Source organism: Pseudomonas tremae, from assembly GCF_023278125.1.
GTDB classification, from domain to species: domain Bacteria; phylum Pseudomonadota; class Gammaproteobacteria; order Pseudomonadales; family Pseudomonadaceae; genus Aquipseudomonas; species Aquipseudomonas tremae.
Genome location: NZ_CP066270.1, coordinates 2,442,806 through 2,460,619 on the forward strand (window position 1 = coordinate 2,442,806; position 17,814 = coordinate 2,460,619).

Genomic DNA, 17,814 nt, shown 5'->3' on the forward strand with positions numbered 1-17,814 from the left:
GTCAGAGCGCAGGGATGCGTTTATCTGTCAGGCGAATGATCTGTCGGGCTAGAAAGCTGCCCGTCAGAATCACGCCGAACAGGCGCAGGGTCTGCATGGCCAGCACAAAACCGACGTCTGCGTGAGTGTCGATTGCGATGATCGCCATTGTGTCCAGCCCGCCTGGGCTGGTAGCCAGGTAAACAGAGAGGTAGTCCTTGTCCATCATTACCGCGATCAGCCAGGCTGACAGCGCGCAAAGCACGATCAGCAGCAGCGAGGCCAGCACCATCATCGGCAGTCTTCTCCAGACGTATTGCACGGTAGGGCGATCAAAGCGCAAGCCGACGTAGCAGCCAATAGCGCCATAACCTATGGGCAGCAGCCAGTCCGGAATGGTGATTTGCATCACGCCGCTCAGTTGCAGCGCACCGCCCAGCATCAACGGTACCAGCAAGGCGCCCGCCGGCAACCGCGAGCCCAGCACTACGCCCGCCACGATAACCGCCAGGCTCAACCCCAGATCCACAAGGCTCAGGCTCTGTATGACAGTGTCGCTGACGTGCGCCTGTGCGCCGGAAACCGGGGCGCCGATGAAATGGCTGACCAGCGCGCCGATGGTCACCACGCAGACCACTCGCACGTATTGCATCGTCGCCACAACGCGTGAATCGGCACCGTAGTCCTCGGACATGGCGACCATCGCCGAAGCGGCACCTGGTGAAGTACCCCAGGCCGCAGTGTTGCTGGGGATACCTGCAAAACGCACCAGTACCAGACCGACTGCGGCACTGAGCATGACGGTGAGAATCGTCGCCAGCAACATGACTGGCCATGACTTCAGTGCCGTCAGCAGTACGCTGGCTGACATCGCATGGGCGATCAGCACGCCAACCGTGCCTTGACCCAGCTGAAACACTTTCTTGGGCAAACGAATCGTGGCGCCCGACACGCCGAAACCAATGGCTACCAGCATCGGGCCAAGGAACATTGCAGCAGGCATCTCAAACAGCTTGAGCAACTGCCCGGCAGCCCCGGCCAGCAGGATCAGGCCCGCCCATTGGGCCAGCGGGGGAAGGGTGGGTATCGAAAAACGTGCCGCCTGTGACAAGGACGATCTCCTTGAGTGGTGTGGATTACAGGCATCAGTATCGACATCACAACCAATCAAGTCTATTTTCTAATAATCATGAATTGATAACTTTGGTTGATGAATATGGACCTGCGGGATCTCAATTATTTCGAAACCATTGCGGAGCTGGGACACCTCGGCCGTGCAGCGGAAAAGCTCAATCGCAGCCAGCCGGCGCTGACCAAAAGCATCCAGCGCCTTGAAGAATCGTTCGGGACGAAGCTGTTTCAACGAGACGGCCGACGGATCAAGCTGACCCCTGTGGGCGAGCTGCTGCAGGCTCGCGGCAAGGAGCTGCAACAGAGCGTGGCTCAGACCCAGCGTGAGGTACGGGACTTTGCCAGCGGCATGGTGGGCAATATTCGCGTCGGCTGTGCTGCGACGATGGCGGAATACCTGATGCCGAAACTGACGTCGGCGCTGTTGCAGCGCACGCCGGACGTTACGTTCAAACTGGTGATCGGCCAGGATGACCTGTTGCGCGAGTCGCTGCGTTCCGGTCAGTTGGACATGATCATTTGTGCATTGGCGCCCGACAGCGAAGACGTCAGCAGCTTTGCCATCTTCAGGGATGAAGCTGTGGTGATTGCTGCCAAGCATCACCCGATCTTCAAGGGGCCATTGAAGATGAGTGATCTGTGTGGATACCGCTGGGTGTTGCCGCCGGTAAGTGTTTCATCGCGTAAATGGCTGGACGCGACCTTCGCTGCGCACGGCTTGCCGCTGCCGATGGTGCAGATCGAAGCCAATTCCATTTCTCTTCTGCCGGGCCTGATCGCACAGGGCAACCTGTTGAGCTTCATCGCCCGCGAGTCACTTGAATTCGGCAAGACCATGCAACATCTGCGAGAGGTGCCGCTTGAACAGACCACATTGAAGCGCACCATCGGCGTGACCCTGCGCAAGGGCGGCTACCTGTCGCCCGCTGCAGAAGGGATGCTGCAGATGCTGCGTGACAACGGCGGGGACTTTCTGGTTTGGGGGTGAGCATGCCTGGTTAGCGTCAGACCGCCGTTGCCTGTCAGAGAGCCCCCTTGCGCGCCTTGCTGTTCATGATTTGCAGGCTTCCTTGCAAGCAAGGCTCATCGCTCACTCAGGTACTTCGCCAGCGCCTCGGCACCGAGTTCCACGGTCGAGCTGGGGCCTGTCCAGCCACAGGCGAGCATCAGGTTGCGTGGCAATCCAAAATCTTCAACCGTGAAGCCGTGCTGGTCCTGACCGTTTTCATCGTGAGGTACAAGCTCACGTAAAGAAGCTACCGGGTCAAAGTACGCCCATACCGGCTTGTTCAGCGCCACTGCCATGCCGATTTCAAAAGCTGTTCCCGAATCCGGCTCCAGACCGCGAAACACATTCAGGTTGGCAAGTACGGCTGTACAGCGGTGGATCATCGCGACGTTCATCGCATAGATCTGCTGCGCCGTTTCATGGGGTTCGCGACCGGGCGTAGCCTCATTGTCGAAAGGATACAAACCCTCAAGCCCATGCGCTGTACACAACGCCTTGAGATAGCGGCCGTGCTCGACTGCGTCCGGTCTGAATACGTCAAAACCTGCGAGATAAACCAGTGGTGCTTGCATATCCGACTCTCTGCTGCCGATAAAACCCCGGCAATACTAAGGCCCACAGGCCGTGCGGGCTACATGCCGCTGATCGGCCCGCAGACAATCGACAGCCGTTTGCGCTGGAATCTGTACGGATAACCAGTATCCTTGTGACCCTGATTACCTGCGGTGTGAGCACTCGCCTTGAATACCTCGCCTCTCGAGAATCCTTTTTACTATCTCGAAAACTTCCGGCATGTCCTCGGCTGGATCGCGCAACGTTACGATGATCTGCTCGACACGTCCGAGCGGCGATTCATCAGCGAGTTCGCTGACTTGCCTGTGCCTGCGCAGGGGTTGCTGGTGCGTATGGTCATGCGCAAGGGGGTGTTGTTTCGGGCCAGCAAGCTGAGTTATGCCGAGATTGGTGACCCTCGTGACGCTGTGCTGCCATTGTTGGCGCGCGACTGGGTCGATCTCAGCCCGCCACTGGGTTTGAGCGAACTGTTCCAGTTGTTGCGCAGAGAGGAGCTGAATCAGTGTTTCAAAAGCCACGCGGTCAAAGGCCCTGAGCGCAAGCACGAATGGATGACGCGCTTGCAACCGCTGTATGAATCGCCGCAACCGCTCGAACAGTGGCACCCATCGCTGACCGATGCGGTTTTTGCTCTGAAGATCATGCCGCTCTGTGATCGCCTGCGCTTGTTGTATTTCGGCAATCTGTATCAGGAGTGGTCCGAATTCGTTCTGGCCGATCTGGGCATCTACAGGTACGAAAAAGTCGAATTTTCGACCGCGTCGCGGGCGATCCAGGCGCGCGCAGACATCGACGTGTGCCTGCAACTGCATGACTGCCGGGAAGCGCTGGACACCTGCACCGACCTGCAGGAACTTGCAGAACGCGTCATTGCCATTCAGTGCGGTAATCCCTGGCTGCGCATGCGTCATGCCAAATTGCTGTTCCGTATCGGGCAACAGGCAGAACGCGTGCAGGACTGGTTTCTGGCAATGTCGGTGTACGCGCAGTCAAGCTATGCGGGCGCGCGTTCAAGGCGGATTCGCGTGCTGGAACGCAGCGCAGAGTACGTCGAGGCACTGAGGCTGGCAGAGCAGGCACAACTAGAGCCTGAAAGCGAAGCCGAGGTCCAGCATCTGTCGCGTGTCATGCCGCGGTTGCAGCGCAAGCTCGGTCTGGCTGCCGGTGCAAAACGCAAGACCCGCAGCGTTTCGCGGCTGGACGTGGAAATCACCCCAATGCCGGGTGTAAGTGTCGAACGGCTGATACGCCTGCACCTTGAAGAGCAGGGCGGCGAGGTGCATTACGTAGAGAATGCGTTGATCAATTCGTTGTTCGGGCTGCTGTGCTGGCGAGCAATTTTCGCCCCCTTGCCGGGTGCGTTCTTTCATCCTTTTCACAGTGCGCCCAGCGACCTGTACAGCCCTGACTTCTATCAGCGCAGGGCAGACCTGTTTGACGCCTGCCTGAAACAACTGGACTCAGATGAGTACCTGGCAACCATACGCGAGCATTTTCAGAGCAAAACCGGTTTGCAATCGCCGTTCGTTTTCTGGGGAGCATTGACGCCCGAGCTTCTTGAGCAGGCCCTGCATTGTCTGCCCGCAGAGCATTTGCTTCACTGGTTTCGTCGCTTGTTACAGGACATCAAGGCAAACCGGACCGGTATGCCGGACTTGATCCAGTTCTTTCCGGACCAACGTCGTTATCGGATGATCGAGGTCAAGGGGCCGGGCGATCGCTTGCAGGACAACCAGCTTCGCTGGCTGGATTTCTGCGCCGAGCATGGCATGCCGGTGGACGTGTGTTATGTGCGATGGGCGCTCGATGGTGCCGGGCAGCCAGTCAGTCAGGGCTTCCTGACGTCGTCATGATCGCTGTCAGGGTTCATGTCCGAGGCTTTTTTAGAGTCGTGTGGCTGGCCTTTCATGCCGTCTTTTTTAGCAGGTTCAGGGTCCATGCCTTTGGTGCCGGGGCTGGTACCCGGTGCGCCGGTGCTGGTTCCGTCGACATTCTTGTCAATACCAGTGCCAGGCACCGATTTCATGCCGCTGTCGGGGTAGGTGGGGCCGGTAGGGCCCGCCATGACGCCGCCACTGGCACACGCCAACAGAGTTGCGAGACTCAGTGCCACCAGTCGTTTATCAATCATGATGAAAACCTCTGTGAGTGTCGGTGCTGCTGTCATCGCGCTTCAGCCCGGTAAGCGGATCTTCACCGCGCAGGGCTGGTCTGCCAGCGAACAAGGCCAGGCCCTGTCCGCGTGCGCTGTAGGATCAATTGGTTTTGGTTTTCTCGGTAACTTTGCTCTTGTCGTGGGTGCCGTGAGCGCCTTTGTCGTGCTTCATCGAACGCTCTGCAGCCGCTTCCTTGCTTTCATTCTGCGCGCCTGGGGTTTCGGACGAAGTACGGTCCATTGGCTGGGTGTTGGTGCCCGGCAGTTTGGTCGCATTCTTGTTGATCGGCGTCTCGTTGCCGGTCGTCGATTCAGCGAATACTGCACCTGAAGCTACAGCCATCAGGCCAGCCAGTGTAAGGGCAGTCAGTTTGGTCTTGATCATGATGTTTGCTCCGTTGTTTTAAAGTACTCACGTTGGTCATTGGCCAGTGGCCATAGGTGCCCTCTATCCCGACGAACGGTATGTGGCTACCACTTTTAGCAGGTTGCATACAGCAGCAACAAGGCGGCTTTGATATGGCTGCCTTTTGTGCGCTTTCGCAGGGCAATAATAGGCGCCTGTACCGCATTTTTAAGTCGCTTTAGCTATAACGTGACCGTCCGGTCATTTATTACCGATCTTAAAATGCACACTTTCTTACACTTTTATAACGCGGATAGCGTTAAGCCATTATGCTGATAGTGGCAGAACGATATTTCACCCAGGAAAGCGCAATATGCCTGAAAACACTGGGCGAAACACAAATTAAAGGCTCGTTGATCTGCAGAAATTCGCGACAAAAAAGTTTCCGCTTCGACATGATTCGTTTGATTGTCATTAAACAGCAACATTTCAGGTTTTAAATCCGCCTCGGGCCTCCTTAACTGGGCCACCACACAATCTCCCGGACTGAGGTATTACCGTGATACTGCTGACTAAAAAACGCTTGTCGCTTCTGATCGCTTCGCTGTGCCTCAGCGGTGTGGCCCACGCGACTGACGTAACAGGCGCTGGTTCGAGCTTCGTTTTCCCGGTTATTTCCGCGTGGTCCCAGGACTACAGTAAAAGCAACGACTCCAAAAACCGCATCAACTATCAGTCGATCGGTTCGGGTGGTGGTATTGCTCAAATCAAAGCAGCGACTGTCGATTTCGGCGCTTCCGACGCTCCGATGTCCGCTGAGGATCTGCAAGCAGGCGGCCTGGGCCAGTTCCCGAGCGTGATCGGCGGTATCGTGCCGATCGTCAACGTCGAAGGCGTTGAAAGTGGTGAGCTGAAGCTGGATGGCGCTGTGCTGGCCAAGATCTTCATGGGCGAGATCAAGAAGTGGAACGACCCGGCGATCGTCGCGCTGAACCCTGGCGTGAAACTGCCGGAAACGGCGATCACCGTCGTTCACCGTTCGGACGGCTCGGGCACCACTTACAACTTCACCAACTACCTGAGCAAAGTCAGCCCGGAGTGGAATGAGAAGCTGAAGTTCGGTTCGACCGTTCAGTGGCCGGCCGGTGTGGGTGGCAAGGGTAACGAGGGTGTTTCCGCCTACGTGAAGCAGATCAAGGGTTCGATCGGCTACGTTGAGTACTCCTACGCCGTCACTAACAAACTGTCCTACACCCAGTTGAAGAACGCCGCCGGCAAGTTCATCAAGCCAGACGCCAAGGCTTTTGCTGCCGCTGCCGATTCGGCCAAGTGGGAAGATGCCAAGGACTTCAACCTGATCATGACCAACGCGCCGGGTGACACTGCGTGGCCGATCACGGCGACTACCTGGATCATCATGTACAAGAAAGCCAAGAACGAAGAGAAAAGCGCTGCGACTTTCGACTTCTTCAAATGGTCCTTGGAAAACGGCCAGAAACAGGCCGAAAAACTTGAGTATGTTGCTTTGCCGAAATCGCTGGTCGAGCGCGTAGAGAGCTACTGGAAAACGGAATTCACCAAGTAAGTGATTCAACCCGTACCACCCCTGTCATCAGCCGCGATATCGGCTCGGTGACAGGGGCTTTTCCTTGCGAGTGGCCTCAACATGACTGAAAACACCCAATACCTGTCCGCGAATGTCTCCGCTGGTGAGTCCGAAGGCGAGAAGCGTGCCAAACGGGATCATCGTCATGACATGTGGTTCAAGCGTTCATTGCAAGCCGCAGCAATGCTGGTGCTTGCTTTGCTGGGTTGTATTGCCTTGTCGACCCTCTGGGGCGGCAGTCTGGCATTCCAGACCTTCGGGTTCGAGTTTCTGACCAGCACCGAATGGGATGTGAACGCCGGCAAGTTCGGTGCACTGGTTCCTATCTACGGCACCCTGGTGACTTCTTTTCTGGCCTTGCTGATCGCCGTTCCGGTGAGCTTCGGCATCGCAATCTTTCTGACCGAAGTAGCTCCGCCTTGGCTGCGCATGCCGATTGCCTCTGCAATCGAACTGCTGGCCGGTATCCCTTCGATCATCTACGGCATGTGGGGGCTGTTTGTATTCGGCCCGTTCATGGCTGAGCATCTTTCACCCTGGATTACCGAAAACCTCGGCGCATTGCCGGTGATTGGTCCGATGTTCCAGGGGCCGCCACTGGGCATCGGCATGCTGACTGCCGGTATTGTCCTGGCGATCATGATCACGCCGTTCATTACCTCGGTCATGCAGGAAGTTTTCCGCACTGTACCTGTTGCGCTCAAAGAGTCGGCTTATGCATTGGGCGGCACTACCTGGGAAGTGGTCTGGGACATCGTGCTGCCTTACACCCGTTCTGCGGTAGTCGGTGGCATCTTCCTGGGCCTGGGACGCGCGTTGGGTGAGACGATGGCAGTGACCTTCGTGCTGGGTAACGCTCACCAGTTCTCGGCATCGCTGATGATGCCGAGCAGTTCCATTGCCTCGGTAATCGCCAACGAGTTCAACGAGGCCTACACCGACTTGCACCGTTCGGCATTGATCGCACTGGGCTTCCTGTTGTTTGTCGTCACCTTCATCGTGCTGGCCCTTGCACGTCTGATGCTGTCGCGCCTTTCGCGTAAGGAGGGGTTATGAGTAAGGACATGACGGGCAGCGAGCGCATTTACCGGGCTCGCAATTTCAAAAACAAGATCGCTATGGTGTTCAGCTGTGGCGCCACTGCGTTTGGCCTGCTGTGGCTGGTCTGGATTCTGCTGACCACCATCATCAAGGGGATCGACGCACTCAACCTGCAACTGTTCACCGGCATGACGCCACCGCCTGGCACCGCCGGCGGTTTGGCCAACGCGTTTTATGGCAGCGTTCTGATGTCCGGTATCGGTCTGCTGATCGGCACGCCTATCGGCTTGATGGCCGGAATCTGGCTGGCCGAGTTTGCCCGCTACACCAAGCTGGGCAACACCGTGCGCTTCATCAACGACATTCTGCTGTCGGCCCCCTCCATCGTGCTCGGTCTGTTCGTCTACACCGTCGTGGTATTGCCACTCAACGCTGTGACTGGCCATCAGGTCGGCTTTTCGGCGCTGGCGGGTGCCTTGGCGCTGGCCCTGCTGGTGATCCCGGTTGTGGTGCGCACCACCGACGAAATGATGCAACTGCAGCCCTCGACCATGCGCGAAGCTGCGCTGGCACTGGGTGTGCCGCAATGGAAGCTGACCCTGCAAATCGTCTTGCGCGCCGCCAAGGCGGGCGTGGTCACAGGTGTGTTGCTGGCGCTGGCACGTATCACCGGCGAAACCGCTCCATTGCTTTTCACCGCTTTCGGCAACCAGTTCTGGAGCAGTGACCTGCTCAAACCAATCGCCAGTGTCCCGGTGGTGGTTTTCCAGTACGCGATGAGCCCGTTCGAAGACTGGCACTCCCTGGCGTGGGCCGGTGCACTGGTCATGACGCTGTTCGTACTGATACTGAGTCTGCTGTCTCGCTTAATTCTTCTGCGCAATAGGGCGTCCTGATGAACAACCTTTCCCTGGCCAACGAAAAGACCAAGATCCAAGTGCGCGGTCTGGAGTTTTTCTACAACAACCAGAAGTCGTTGAAGTCCATCGACATGACCATCCCCGAGAAGCGCATCACTGCGATAATCGGCCCATCGGGTTGCGGCAAATCGACTCTGCTGCGCGTGTTCAACCGCATCTACGCGATGTACCCGAAGCAGGAAGCGCGCGGCGAAGTGCTGCTCAATGGCGAGAACATATTGGCGCCGGGCTATTCGATGAACCGCCTGCGCAGTCATGTGGGCATGGTATTTCAGAAACCAGTACCGTTCCCGATGTCTATCTACGACAACATTTCCTACGCCATCAAACACCACGAAAAGCTGTCACGCCGCGAAATGGAAGACCGCGTAGAGCAGGCGCTGCGTGGCGCGGCGCTGTGGGATGAGGTCAAGGACAAGCTCAAGCAAAGCGCGACCGGCCTGTCCGGTGGCCAACAGCAGCGTCTGTGCATCGCCCGCACGATAGCGCTGCGCCCTCAAGTGCTGTTGCTGGATGAGCCAACCTCGGCGCTCGATCCGATCTCGACCGGTCGTATCGAACAGTTGATTACCGAGCTCAAAGAGCAGTTCACCGTGATCATCGTGACCCACAACATGCAGCAGGCCGCACGTTGCTCGGATTACACCGCGTTCATGTTCATGGGCGAATTGATCGAGCACGGCGACACCGACACCATCTTCACCAAGCCCTCCAAGAGCCAGACCGAAGACTACATCACCGGTCGTTTCGGCTGATCACTCAGCCAGGGCGGGCGCTTCCCGGCGCTCGCCCATGAACTCCTCGATCCTGCTGCGCAACCAGCGCTCGGCAGGGTCGCTGTCCATCACGCTCAGCCATGTCATCGACAGGTCCAGCCCCGGCGTGGGGAAGGGCAACGGCTCGTCATACAGCAAACCCAAGGCGCTCATTGCCTTTGCCGCATAGTCGGAAAGGCCCGAAATCATGTCCGTGCCTGCCATCAGCGCGGGCAGGGTTGTGAATTGCGGCACCGACAGCACCACCTGGCGCTTACGGCCCAGCGCAGTCAGCCACTCATCTGCAAAACTGCTGACACTCGCCACGTGCGATACCACAACGTGCGGCCTGGAGCAGTATTCGTCCATGCTCATCGGGCCAGACGGCTTGTCGGCCCGCACCAGCCTGGGCTGCACGTTACGCAGCGTCTTGCGCTTGGCATTGGCCGGCAACTCGCGAGTCAGGCAGACGCCAACGGTGATGTCGCCGGACATCAGAACTTCGGAGATATTCAGGTAATCGACGTGCGTGACCACGATCACCACCCCGGGGGCTTCATGGCGAATGGCCTTGAGCATGGCGGGCAGCAGGCCGAACTCGACATCGTCGGTCAGGCCGATACGAAAGGTCATCTTGCTGACCGACGGGTCGAAGTCGGTGGTCAGGCTCAGTGCCGTGGACATGGCGTCCAGTGCGGGCGTGAGGTGCTTGAGGATCTCGTGGGCACGAGCGGTGGGCTCCATTCGGTGACCGACCCGGATGAACAGCGGATCGTTGAGCAGGCTGCGCAGCCGGTTCAGTGCGGCGCTGATCGTGGGCTGGCCAAGAAACAGCTTCTCCGCTGCGCGGGTCACGTTACGCTCCTGCATCAAGGTCTCGAAGACCACCATCAGGTTGATGTCGGCCTTGCGCAGTTCATTTCGATTCATTGCTATTCCTTGGCATCAGACCCTGCTGGCCACGACGGCCCGTAACGGACGGCTCAGTCTAGGCAAGCACAGCAGGGAGCGTCCAGCGTTTTGCCTTGACGGTGTCTGTGTGCCGAAACGTCTGCTTACGGTTCTATGGGTAGGAAAAGGGCGAATCTGTTGTGGGAAACAGGGTCTACTTGCAAGTCTGCTGCTGTGGTTCAGCGTTCAAGCATTTGATTTCATCTACGGGAGGTGCCTTATGCGGGCTGCAAAGATTGCCGGTGTGTTGATGTCGTTGGCGCTGCCAGGCGCGGCGCTGGGCGATACACCCAGCTACGGCCAGCAACTGGAAGGTTTTACCTATCCTCATCCGCTGAAAAAGTTCGAGTTCCAGTCACAGGGCCAGCCCCTGCAAATGGGCTACATGGACGTACAACCCACAGGCAAGGCCAATGGCCGCACTGCTGTGCTGCTGCACGGCAAGAACTTCTGCGCGGCTACTTGGGAAGACACCATCAAAAGCCTGAGTGCGGCGGGGTATAGGGTCATCGCGCCCGATCAGATTGGTTTCTGCACATCAACCAAGCCTGAGCATTATCAATACAGCTTTCAGCAACTGGCGATGAACACCCATGCATTGCTGGAGAAGCTGAAAGTCGACAAGGTCTCGGTGATCGGGCATTCCACCGGCGGTATGCTGGCCACTCGATACGCATTGATGTATCCGAAGCAGACCGAAAAACTGGTAATGGTCAACCCGATCGGCCTGGAAGACTGGAAAGCCCTTGGCGTGCCTTATCGCAGCGTCGATCAGTGGTATGAACGCGAATTGAAGACTACGGCAGACGGGATTCGCGCCTACGAACAGAAGACCTATTACGACGGCCGCTGGAAGCCCGAGTATGACAAGTGGGTCGATATGCTGGCTGGTTTGAACAAGGGCCCGGGCCACAAGGCAGTCGCCTGGAACTCGGCGCTTATCTACGACATGATTTTCACCCAGCCGGTGTTTTACGAATTTCCGAAGTTGCAGGTGCCAACCGTGTTGATGATCGGTGACGCGGACACCACGGCGATCGGCAGTGACATCGCGCCGCCGGAGGTCAAAGCGAGAATTGGCCAATACAAGGTACTGGGCAAGCAGGTCGCGCAGATGATTCCCGGCGCTAAACTCGTCGAGTTCAAGGGCATGGGTCACGCGCCGCAAATGGAAGACCCGGCGGGCTTCAACGCATCACTGGTGTCCGAGCTTCAGTGAACCATTGGTATGCCCAGCGACAGCCGGATTACGGTTGTCGCTGGGGATTCTTGCACGCTAGACCGCAACCTCCACCTGCTTGCCATTCAGACGCACCGGCCAGACGTTCAGCTGCTGGTCGGGGTATTCGATGCAGCTGCCGTCGCGCAGCCGAAAATGCTGCTTGTATAACGGCGACGCAATAACCAGCTCACCGCTTATCTGCCCGATCAGGCCGCGTCCGATCACATTTGCCCCGGACTTGGGGTCGCGGTTGTCGATGGCAAAGAGTTGTTCGCCCTCTGGCGCTTCAGGCAGGTAGATCAGTGCTATCTGCTTACCTTCCAGCCACGCCACAACACCGGAATTGGCGACCAGATCTTCACGCTCACACAGCGCATTCCAATGCACAGCCTGCGCGGCGTGGGTATTTTCTTCGGCGAATGTTGCGTCGTTCAGGTTCATCACACCACCTCCTTGAACAGCGGGATAAGGGCCAGTTCTTCAGGTTTTGCCGGGCGACGCTGGGCACGTTCCTTGACGAAATGCACGTCAGGATCGCTGCGTCCGTCATTGACGAAGGTGCGGAAACGCTTGAGCTTTTCCGGGTCTTTGAGGGCATTGGCCCATTCGCATTCGTAGCGGTCGACCACCAGTTGCATCTGTGACTCAAGCTCGGCCGCCAGGCCCAGGCTGTCGTCAAGGATCACCGCCTTGAGGTAGTCGAGGCCGCCTTCCAGTGTTTCTCGCCACACTGAGGTCCGCTGCAGTTTGTCGGCGGTGCGGATGTAAAGCATCAGGAAACGGTCGATGTAACGAATCAGGGTCTCGTCATCCAGGTCAGTGGCAAACAGCTCGGCGTGACGTGGGCGCATGCCGCCATTGCCGCACAGGTACAGGTTCCAGCCGTTCTCGGTGGCAATCACGCCGACGTCCTTGCTCTGCGCTTCGGCGCATTCGCGGGTGCAGCCGGAGACTGCAAACTTGAGTTTGTGCGGCGAACGCAGGCCCTTGTAGCGGTCTTCGATACGCAACGCCATGGCGACGCTGTCCTGCACGCCGTAGCGACACCAGGTGCTGCCGACGCAGGATTTTACGGTGCGAGTCGATTTGCCATAGGCATGGCCGGTTTCGAAACCGGCCGCAATCAGTTCGCTCCAGATGTCCGGCAGTTCATGCAGTTGCGCGCCAAACAGGTCGATGCGTTGGCCGCCGGTGATCTTGGTGTACAGGTCATATTTTTTGGCCACGGCGCCAATCGCGATCAGGCCGTCCGGAGTGATTTCGCCACCCGGGATGCGTGGCACTACAGAATAGGTGCCGTTTTTCTGCATGTTGGCCATGAACGTGTCGTTAGTGTCCTGCAATGGCACCAGCGAGGGCTCGGTGATCGGACGGTTCCAGCACGACGCCAGGATCGATCCGACTGCAGGCTTGCAGATGTCGCAGCCGTGGGCGCCTTTGCCGTGGCGGGTCAGCAGCTCTTCGAAAGTTTCGATGCCTTCGACGCGCACCATCGAGTACAGCTCTTGGCGGGTGTAGGCAAAGTGTTCACACAGGCTTTTGTCGACCGCTACACCACGTGCCACAAGCTCATGTTCAAAAACCTGCTTGAGCAATGCCGTACAGCCACCGCAACCGGTCGCCGCCTTGGTACAGGCCTTGATCCCGGCGAGGTCGGTGCAGCCGTTATCGATGGCTGAACAGATCGAGCCCTTGCTGACGTTGTGGCACGAGCAGACCGTCGCGGTGGCAGGCAGTGCATCGACACCCAGCGTCGGCGCGCCCTCGCCACGCGGCAAAATCAGGCTCGACGGATCAGCGGGCAGGGTGATGCCGTTCTGGGCGTACTGCAGCAAGGTGTCGTAGTAGCTGTTATCGCCGACCAGTACGGCCCCGAGCACTTGTTTGCCGTCAGCCGACACGACCAGGCGGCGATAGCTGGCAGTGGCTTCGTCGATGTAGCGATAGCTGACCGCGCCAGCCAGCGCGCCATGCGCGTCGCCGATGGAGCCAACGTCCACGCCCAGCAGTTTGAGCTTGGTGGACATATCGGCACCGAAGAACGCATCGGTGTCTTTTTCGCACAACTGCGCTGCCACCCCGCGGGCCATCTGATAACCGGGCGCCACCAGGCCGAACACGCTGCCGTTCCAGGCTGCACACTCGCCGATTGCATAGATGTCGGCGTCACTGGTGCGGCAATGCTCATCGATTGCGACACCACCGCGTGGGCCGAGCTCCAGCTCGCACTGTCGCGCCAGAGCGTCTTGCGGACGGATGCCTGCCGAGAACACGATCAAGTCTGTTTCAAGAAATTCGTCATTGGCAAAGTTCATGCGATAGCGATATTGCTTGCCGTCGCTGATCGACTGCGTGGCACGGGATAAATGCACGCCGACGCCCAACGCTTCGATGCGCGCCTTCAACGCGGCACCGCCGTGATCATCCAGCTGCACTGGCATCAGGCGCGGGGCGAATTCCACCACATGAGCCTCAAGCCCCAGCGACTTCAGCGCATTGGCCGCTTCCAGCCCCAGCAAACCGCCTCCGACCACCACACCACGCCGCGCTTTGGTGGCGGCGTAACGAATGTTGTCCAGATCCTCGAGGGTTCGATAAACCAGTCGCGAGTCGCCCTTGGCGCCTTCAATCGGTGGCACGAAAGGGTAGGAGCCGGTGGCGAGGATCAGTTTGTTGTAACTGAAGCAGCCTTCTGCGGTGATGATCTCGTGGCGTTCGCGATCAATCTCCAGCACAGGCACGCCCAAGTGCAAGGTCAGGCCCGTCTGCTCGTAGACCGACATCTCGCTCATGGCTAGCGACTCGGCATCGCGGCCGGTGAAATATTCGGAAAGATGCACGCGGTCGTAGGCACGCTGCGATTCTTCGCCGAACACATGAATGCGGTAGCGCTCGAGGGCACCGCCAGCAATCAACTGCTCGACGCAATGATGCCCGACCATTCCGTTACCGACGACGATCAGGGTTTTTACATCGTTGAGGGGGAAGACTGTGTTCATAGCGAGTCCCGGCCGAGGCCAATCAGGTTTTTTTACGCAAAAAAAAGCGCCCGGAACCTTTCGGTTCCAGGCGCCTTTGCCTGTTCTCTTATGGGTGTTCGGGGTGCCATCGAGCCACGTTGCCGGATGCACCTGAGTGGCCCTCTGGTCTCTGCGAGACTGGCGATCTACAGCGATCAACCGGGGCAGGCCCGACCACATTCATGGTGGGGTTATAGTGAATTATGCAGAGGTTGTGCCAGTTTTCAGCTGCGGCTGCCCAGGCACTGTGTGGTAGCGTCTGGAGAGCGACGTGTCAGATTGTGCACATCAGTTCTTGCCTTGCATTGGTGCGAGTGGCCTGTGTGCTGCCTCAAATGCGGTCGAGATTTCAGTCTGTACATCTTCGTGAACAACTTCGCTCCCACGGTCTTTGGCCAGAGTAAAGAACAGGCTTGTGCAAGACGCGAGCAATGGTAAGAGGGGCGGCTAACTTACTCTGCCTGGCTCAGAATTTGTATTAACCTGCGACCCCCAGCCAAGCCAATTGCCATGAATATCATCATTACCGAAGTACATCCCGCCGACATACCGCACACCGTCGACTTCGTCATGCGGGCCCGTGCCGAGATATTTCCATTGCTCGATACCGTGACCGTGCCTCCTGATCTGGCCGGTTTCGAACAGGTTTACCTGAGTGGCGAAAACGGAAAATTCCTGATTGCCCGCTGTGACGAGCGAATCATCGCAGCCGTAGGCTATCTGCCTTACGACCATCGTTTTCCGCAATTCGACTACACAGGGCGTAGGACCGTCGAGATCGTACGCCTGTACGTCGCGCCCCAATTTCGCTGCGATGGCCTGGCCAGCCGGCTATGTCAGGCGCTTTGGGCTCATGCCGATGCTGATGCGATAGAGGTACTTTATCTGCACACCCACCCGTTTCTGCCAGGTGCCATTCGTTTCTGGGAAAAGCAGGGCTTTGCCGTGACCGATGTGGAAAGCGATCCGGTGTGGAACACGACCCATATGGAGCGTGTGCTGTAGAAGGCGAAAAGGGGGGGCATTCAACAGCCCCCCGGTTGCCGATCAGCGCGGGTGACGCTGGCGTGCGGTTTTGAGCAGGTCTTCCGGCGTGATGTGGCCAACCACCGATTTTGCCGCCGCGCTGCCTGGCAATGGCAGATCAAGGATGTGGCCTTTCATCTTGCCGATCACGTGCATTTCACACGGCTTGCAGTCGAACTTGAGGGTCAGCACTTCGTCACCGTGCACCAGTTGCATCGGTGCGACCTTAGTGCGCACGCCTGTGACGCCCTTTGCCTGTTTGGGGCAGAGGTTGAACGAGAAGCGTAGGCAGTGCTTGGTGATCATCACCGGCACCTCGCCCGTCTCTTCATGAGCCTCGTATGCTGCGTCAATCAGCTGTACGCCATGACGATGATAGAAATCGCGGGCTTTCTGGTTGTAGACGTTGGCCAGGAAAGACAGATGCGAATCTGGATAAACCGGCGGCGGTGTGGTCTCGGCCTTGCGTCCACCGCGCGGGTGAGCCTTGACCCGGGCTTCGGTCAGCGCCTCGATGGCGTCGCGGCGCAGGGTCTTGAGCTGCGAGTTGGGCACGAAGTAAGCCTGTGGCGCGTCGAGCTTGACCCCCTGAGCGTGGTAGATCGTGGTGCCCAGCTGGGTAAGCAGGTCACGCAGTTGATCCAGTGCCTGCTCGGGCTTGTTGGCAGCACCAAACGGGCCGTCCAGGCCAACTGTCACGCTCACGCCTTCCTCGCTGATGGCATTCAGGCTCAGATGCTCCTCGCGCAGCATGACCTGCCACTGGATGCCGATGCGGCGCTCGGCTGAGGTTTTTAGCAATGCCTGCTGCCAGTTGTGATCCAGGTTGCGGTTCAGCGGATGGTTCGGTCGCACGCGGGAGAGGGCTGCCGGCATTTCGTTCGGCTCTACGCGATAGCGCCAGCGCTTCTGGCCGTCTTCTTCGAATTCGCCTTTGAGTTCGGCGATGTTGGCCCGAAAGCCCACCACTTCACGTTTGATCTGCACGTTGAGGCCGTCACCGTTGGACAGCGGCTCATGGGTGACTGCGATCAGATCACGCTTGCCGAGTTTCTCGACGGTACCCACTGCCAGGCCGGTGAAGGTCGGCGTATCGAACGCGCCGATATCGATCTTGCGGTCGCTGACAAAATAATCGGTGCTGCCACGGTGAAAAGTCTTTTCCGGGTCAGGCACGAAGAAGTGCGCGGTATGCCCGCTTGATGCGCGTGCCAGGTCCGGGCGATCCTCGAGAATCTCGTCCAGACGCTGGCGGTAATAGGCGGTAATGTTTTTGACGTAGGCTGCGTCTTTATAACGACCTTCAATCTTGAACGAGCGCACGCCGGCATCGACCAGATCGCTCAGGTTGGCGCTCTGGTTGTTGTCTTTCATCGAAAGCAGGTGTTTTTCGAATGCGACGACGCGGCCCTGATCATCCTTGAGCGTGTAGGGCAGGCGGCAGGCTTGCGAGCAGTCGCCACGGTTCGCGCTGCGGCCGTTTTGCGCGTGTGAGATGTTGCACTGCCCGGAGAACGCCACGCACAGCGCGCCATGAATGAAGAACTCGATGGTCGCGTCGGTTTCACTGGCGATTTCACGGATTTCCTGCAGGTTCAGCTCGCGAGCCAGCACCAGTTGCGAGAAACCGGCCTGATCGAGAAACTTTGCCCGACCGAGAGTACGAATATCGGTCTGGGTGCTGGCATGCAGTTCGATGGGCGGGATATCCAGTTCCATGACCCCAAGGTCCTGAACGATCAGCGCATCGACGCCTGCGTCGTAGAGCTGGTGGATCAGCTTGCGGGCGGGCTCCAGCTCGTCGTCATGCAGGATGGTGTTGATCGTGGTGAAGATCCGTGCGTGATAGCGATGGGCGAATTTCACCAGCTCGGCAATATCACTGACGTCGTTGCAGGCGTTGTGTCGCGCACCAAAGCTCGGCCCGCCGATGTACACCGCGTCGGCACCATGCAGGATGGCTTCACGGGCGATGGTCACGTCCCGTGCAGGGCTGAGCAATTCCAGGTGGTGCTTGGGTAACGACATGGCAACGGGATCCGGCAGCGGCAAAGCGCGCATTGTAGTGCCACAGGCGGCG

The 17,814-nt window shown here is 58.3% G+C and carries 16 protein-coding genes; 8 read left to right on the forward strand and 8 right to left on the reverse strand.

Annotated elements, in window-relative coordinates; genetic code table 11:
- Position 1: 1 nt before the first annotated feature.
- Entirely contained in the window at positions 2 to 1,090 is a 1,089-nt protein-coding gene (locus tag I9H09_RS11165; protein ID WP_122323399.1) for an AbrB family transcriptional regulator, read from the reverse strand.
- Positions 1,091 to 1,195: 105 nt separating this feature from the next.
- Between I9H09_RS11165 and I9H09_RS11170 the strand changes: the two genes are divergently transcribed.
- On the forward strand, positions 1,196 to 2,098 hold the full coding sequence (locus I9H09_RS11170) for a LysR family transcriptional regulator (RefSeq protein ID WP_005893952.1): 903 nt from the start codon (positions 1,196 to 1,198) through the stop codon (positions 2,096 to 2,098).
- A gap of 95 nt (positions 2,099 to 2,193) precedes the next feature.
- Here the strand turns inward: I9H09_RS11170 and I9H09_RS11175 are convergent, their stop codons facing one another.
- Entirely contained in the window at positions 2,194 to 2,691 is a 498-nt protein-coding gene (locus I9H09_RS11175; protein WP_122347621.1) for a nucleoside 2-deoxyribosyltransferase, read from the reverse strand.
- A gap of 168 nt (positions 2,692 to 2,859) precedes the next feature.
- Here I9H09_RS11175 and I9H09_RS11180 point away from each other — a divergent pair, with 168 nt between their 5' ends.
- A complete protein-coding gene (locus I9H09_RS11180) occupies positions 2,860 to 4,545 on the forward strand; it encodes a VRR-NUC domain-containing protein (RefSeq protein ID WP_122347620.1) in 1,686 nt (561 codons plus the stop codon).
- Here the strand turns inward: I9H09_RS11180 and I9H09_RS11185 are convergent.
- A complete protein-coding gene (locus I9H09_RS11185) occupies positions 4,521 to 4,823 on the reverse strand; it encodes a hypothetical protein (protein ID WP_183136809.1) in 303 nt (100 codons plus the stop codon). The two genes, I9H09_RS11180 and I9H09_RS11185, sit on opposite strands and share 25 nt — an antisense overlap.
- Before the next feature lie 124 nt (positions 4,824 to 4,947).
- Complete coding sequence (locus I9H09_RS11190) at positions 4,948 to 5,232, reverse strand: hypothetical protein (RefSeq protein ID WP_005893957.1); 285 nt, start codon at positions 5,230 to 5,232, stop codon at positions 4,948 to 4,950.
- A gap of 520 nt (positions 5,233 to 5,752) precedes the next feature.
- On the opposite strand from I9H09_RS11190, the gene pstS reads away from it, so the two are divergent.
- The 4 genes from pstS to pstB all read left to right on the forward strand — a co-directional run bounded on the left by pstS (position 5,753) and on the right by pstB (position 9,515).
- Positions 5,753 to 6,778: a phosphate ABC transporter substrate-binding protein PstS gene (pstS, locus tag I9H09_RS11195; protein WP_122347618.1), complete on the forward strand. Its 1,026-nt coding sequence runs from the start codon at positions 5,753 to 5,755 to the stop codon at positions 6,776 to 6,778.
- 81 nt (positions 6,779 to 6,859) lie between these two features.
- Positions 6,860 to 7,855 (forward strand): phosphate ABC transporter permease subunit PstC, encoded by a 996-nt coding sequence (pstC, locus tag I9H09_RS11200; protein ID WP_236502197.1) that lies wholly within the window; start codon positions 6,860 to 6,862, stop codon positions 7,853 to 7,855.
- Positions 7,852 to 8,736 carry a phosphate ABC transporter permease PstA gene (gene pstA / locus I9H09_RS11205; RefSeq protein ID WP_024691275.1) on the forward strand — a complete coding sequence of 295 codons (885 nt, stop codon included), beginning with the start codon at positions 7,852 to 7,854 and terminating at the stop codon, positions 8,734 to 8,736. Before pstC ends, pstA begins: the two co-directional genes overlap by 4 nt.
- On the forward strand, positions 8,736 to 9,515 hold the full coding sequence (gene pstB / locus I9H09_RS11210; RefSeq protein WP_024646511.1) for a phosphate ABC transporter ATP-binding protein PstB: 780 nt from the start codon (positions 8,736 to 8,738) through the stop codon (positions 9,513 to 9,515). The genes pstA and pstB overlap by 1 nt, the downstream gene beginning before the upstream one ends.
- Here pstB and I9H09_RS11215 read toward each other — a convergent pair whose 3' ends face one another.
- Entirely contained in the window at positions 9,516 to 10,445 is a 930-nt protein-coding gene (locus I9H09_RS11215; RefSeq protein WP_005893965.1) for a LysR substrate-binding domain-containing protein, read from the reverse strand.
- Positions 10,446 to 10,686: 241 nt separating this feature from the next.
- On the opposite strand from I9H09_RS11215, the gene I9H09_RS11220 reads away from it, so the two are divergent.
- A complete protein-coding gene (locus I9H09_RS11220) occupies positions 10,687 to 11,685 on the forward strand; it encodes an alpha/beta fold hydrolase (protein ID WP_122347617.1) in 999 nt (332 codons plus the stop codon).
- Positions 11,686 to 11,742: 57 nt separating this feature from the next.
- Here the strand turns inward: I9H09_RS11220 and nirD are convergent, their stop codons facing one another.
- Together nirD and nirB are read right to left on the reverse strand one after the other, a co-directional pair.
- Positions 11,743 to 12,129 carry a nitrite reductase small subunit NirD gene (gene nirD / locus I9H09_RS11225; RefSeq protein ID WP_122313025.1) on the reverse strand — a complete coding sequence of 129 codons (387 nt, stop codon included), beginning with the start codon at positions 12,127 to 12,129 and terminating at the stop codon, positions 11,743 to 11,745.
- A complete protein-coding gene (gene nirB / locus I9H09_RS11230; RefSeq protein ID WP_024669419.1) occupies positions 12,129 to 14,687 on the reverse strand; it encodes a nitrite reductase large subunit NirB in 2,559 nt (852 codons plus the stop codon). The genes nirD and nirB overlap by 1 nt, the downstream gene beginning before the upstream one ends.
- Positions 14,688 to 15,218: 531 nt before the next feature.
- Here nirB and I9H09_RS11235 point away from each other — a divergent pair.
- Positions 15,219 to 15,713 carry a GNAT family N-acetyltransferase gene (locus I9H09_RS11235; protein WP_005893971.1) on the forward strand — a complete coding sequence of 165 codons (495 nt, stop codon included), beginning with the start codon at positions 15,219 to 15,221 and terminating at the stop codon, positions 15,711 to 15,713.
- A gap of 42 nt (positions 15,714 to 15,755) precedes the next feature.
- Here the strand turns inward: I9H09_RS11235 and I9H09_RS11240 are convergent, their stop codons facing one another.
- The gene (locus I9H09_RS11240) at positions 15,756 to 17,762 is read right to left on the reverse strand and encodes a peptidase U32 family protein (protein ID WP_054990541.1); all 2,007 of its coding nucleotides are present in this window, start codon (positions 17,760 to 17,762) and stop codon (positions 15,756 to 15,758) included.
- Between the last annotated feature and the right edge of the window lie 52 nt (positions 17,763 to 17,814).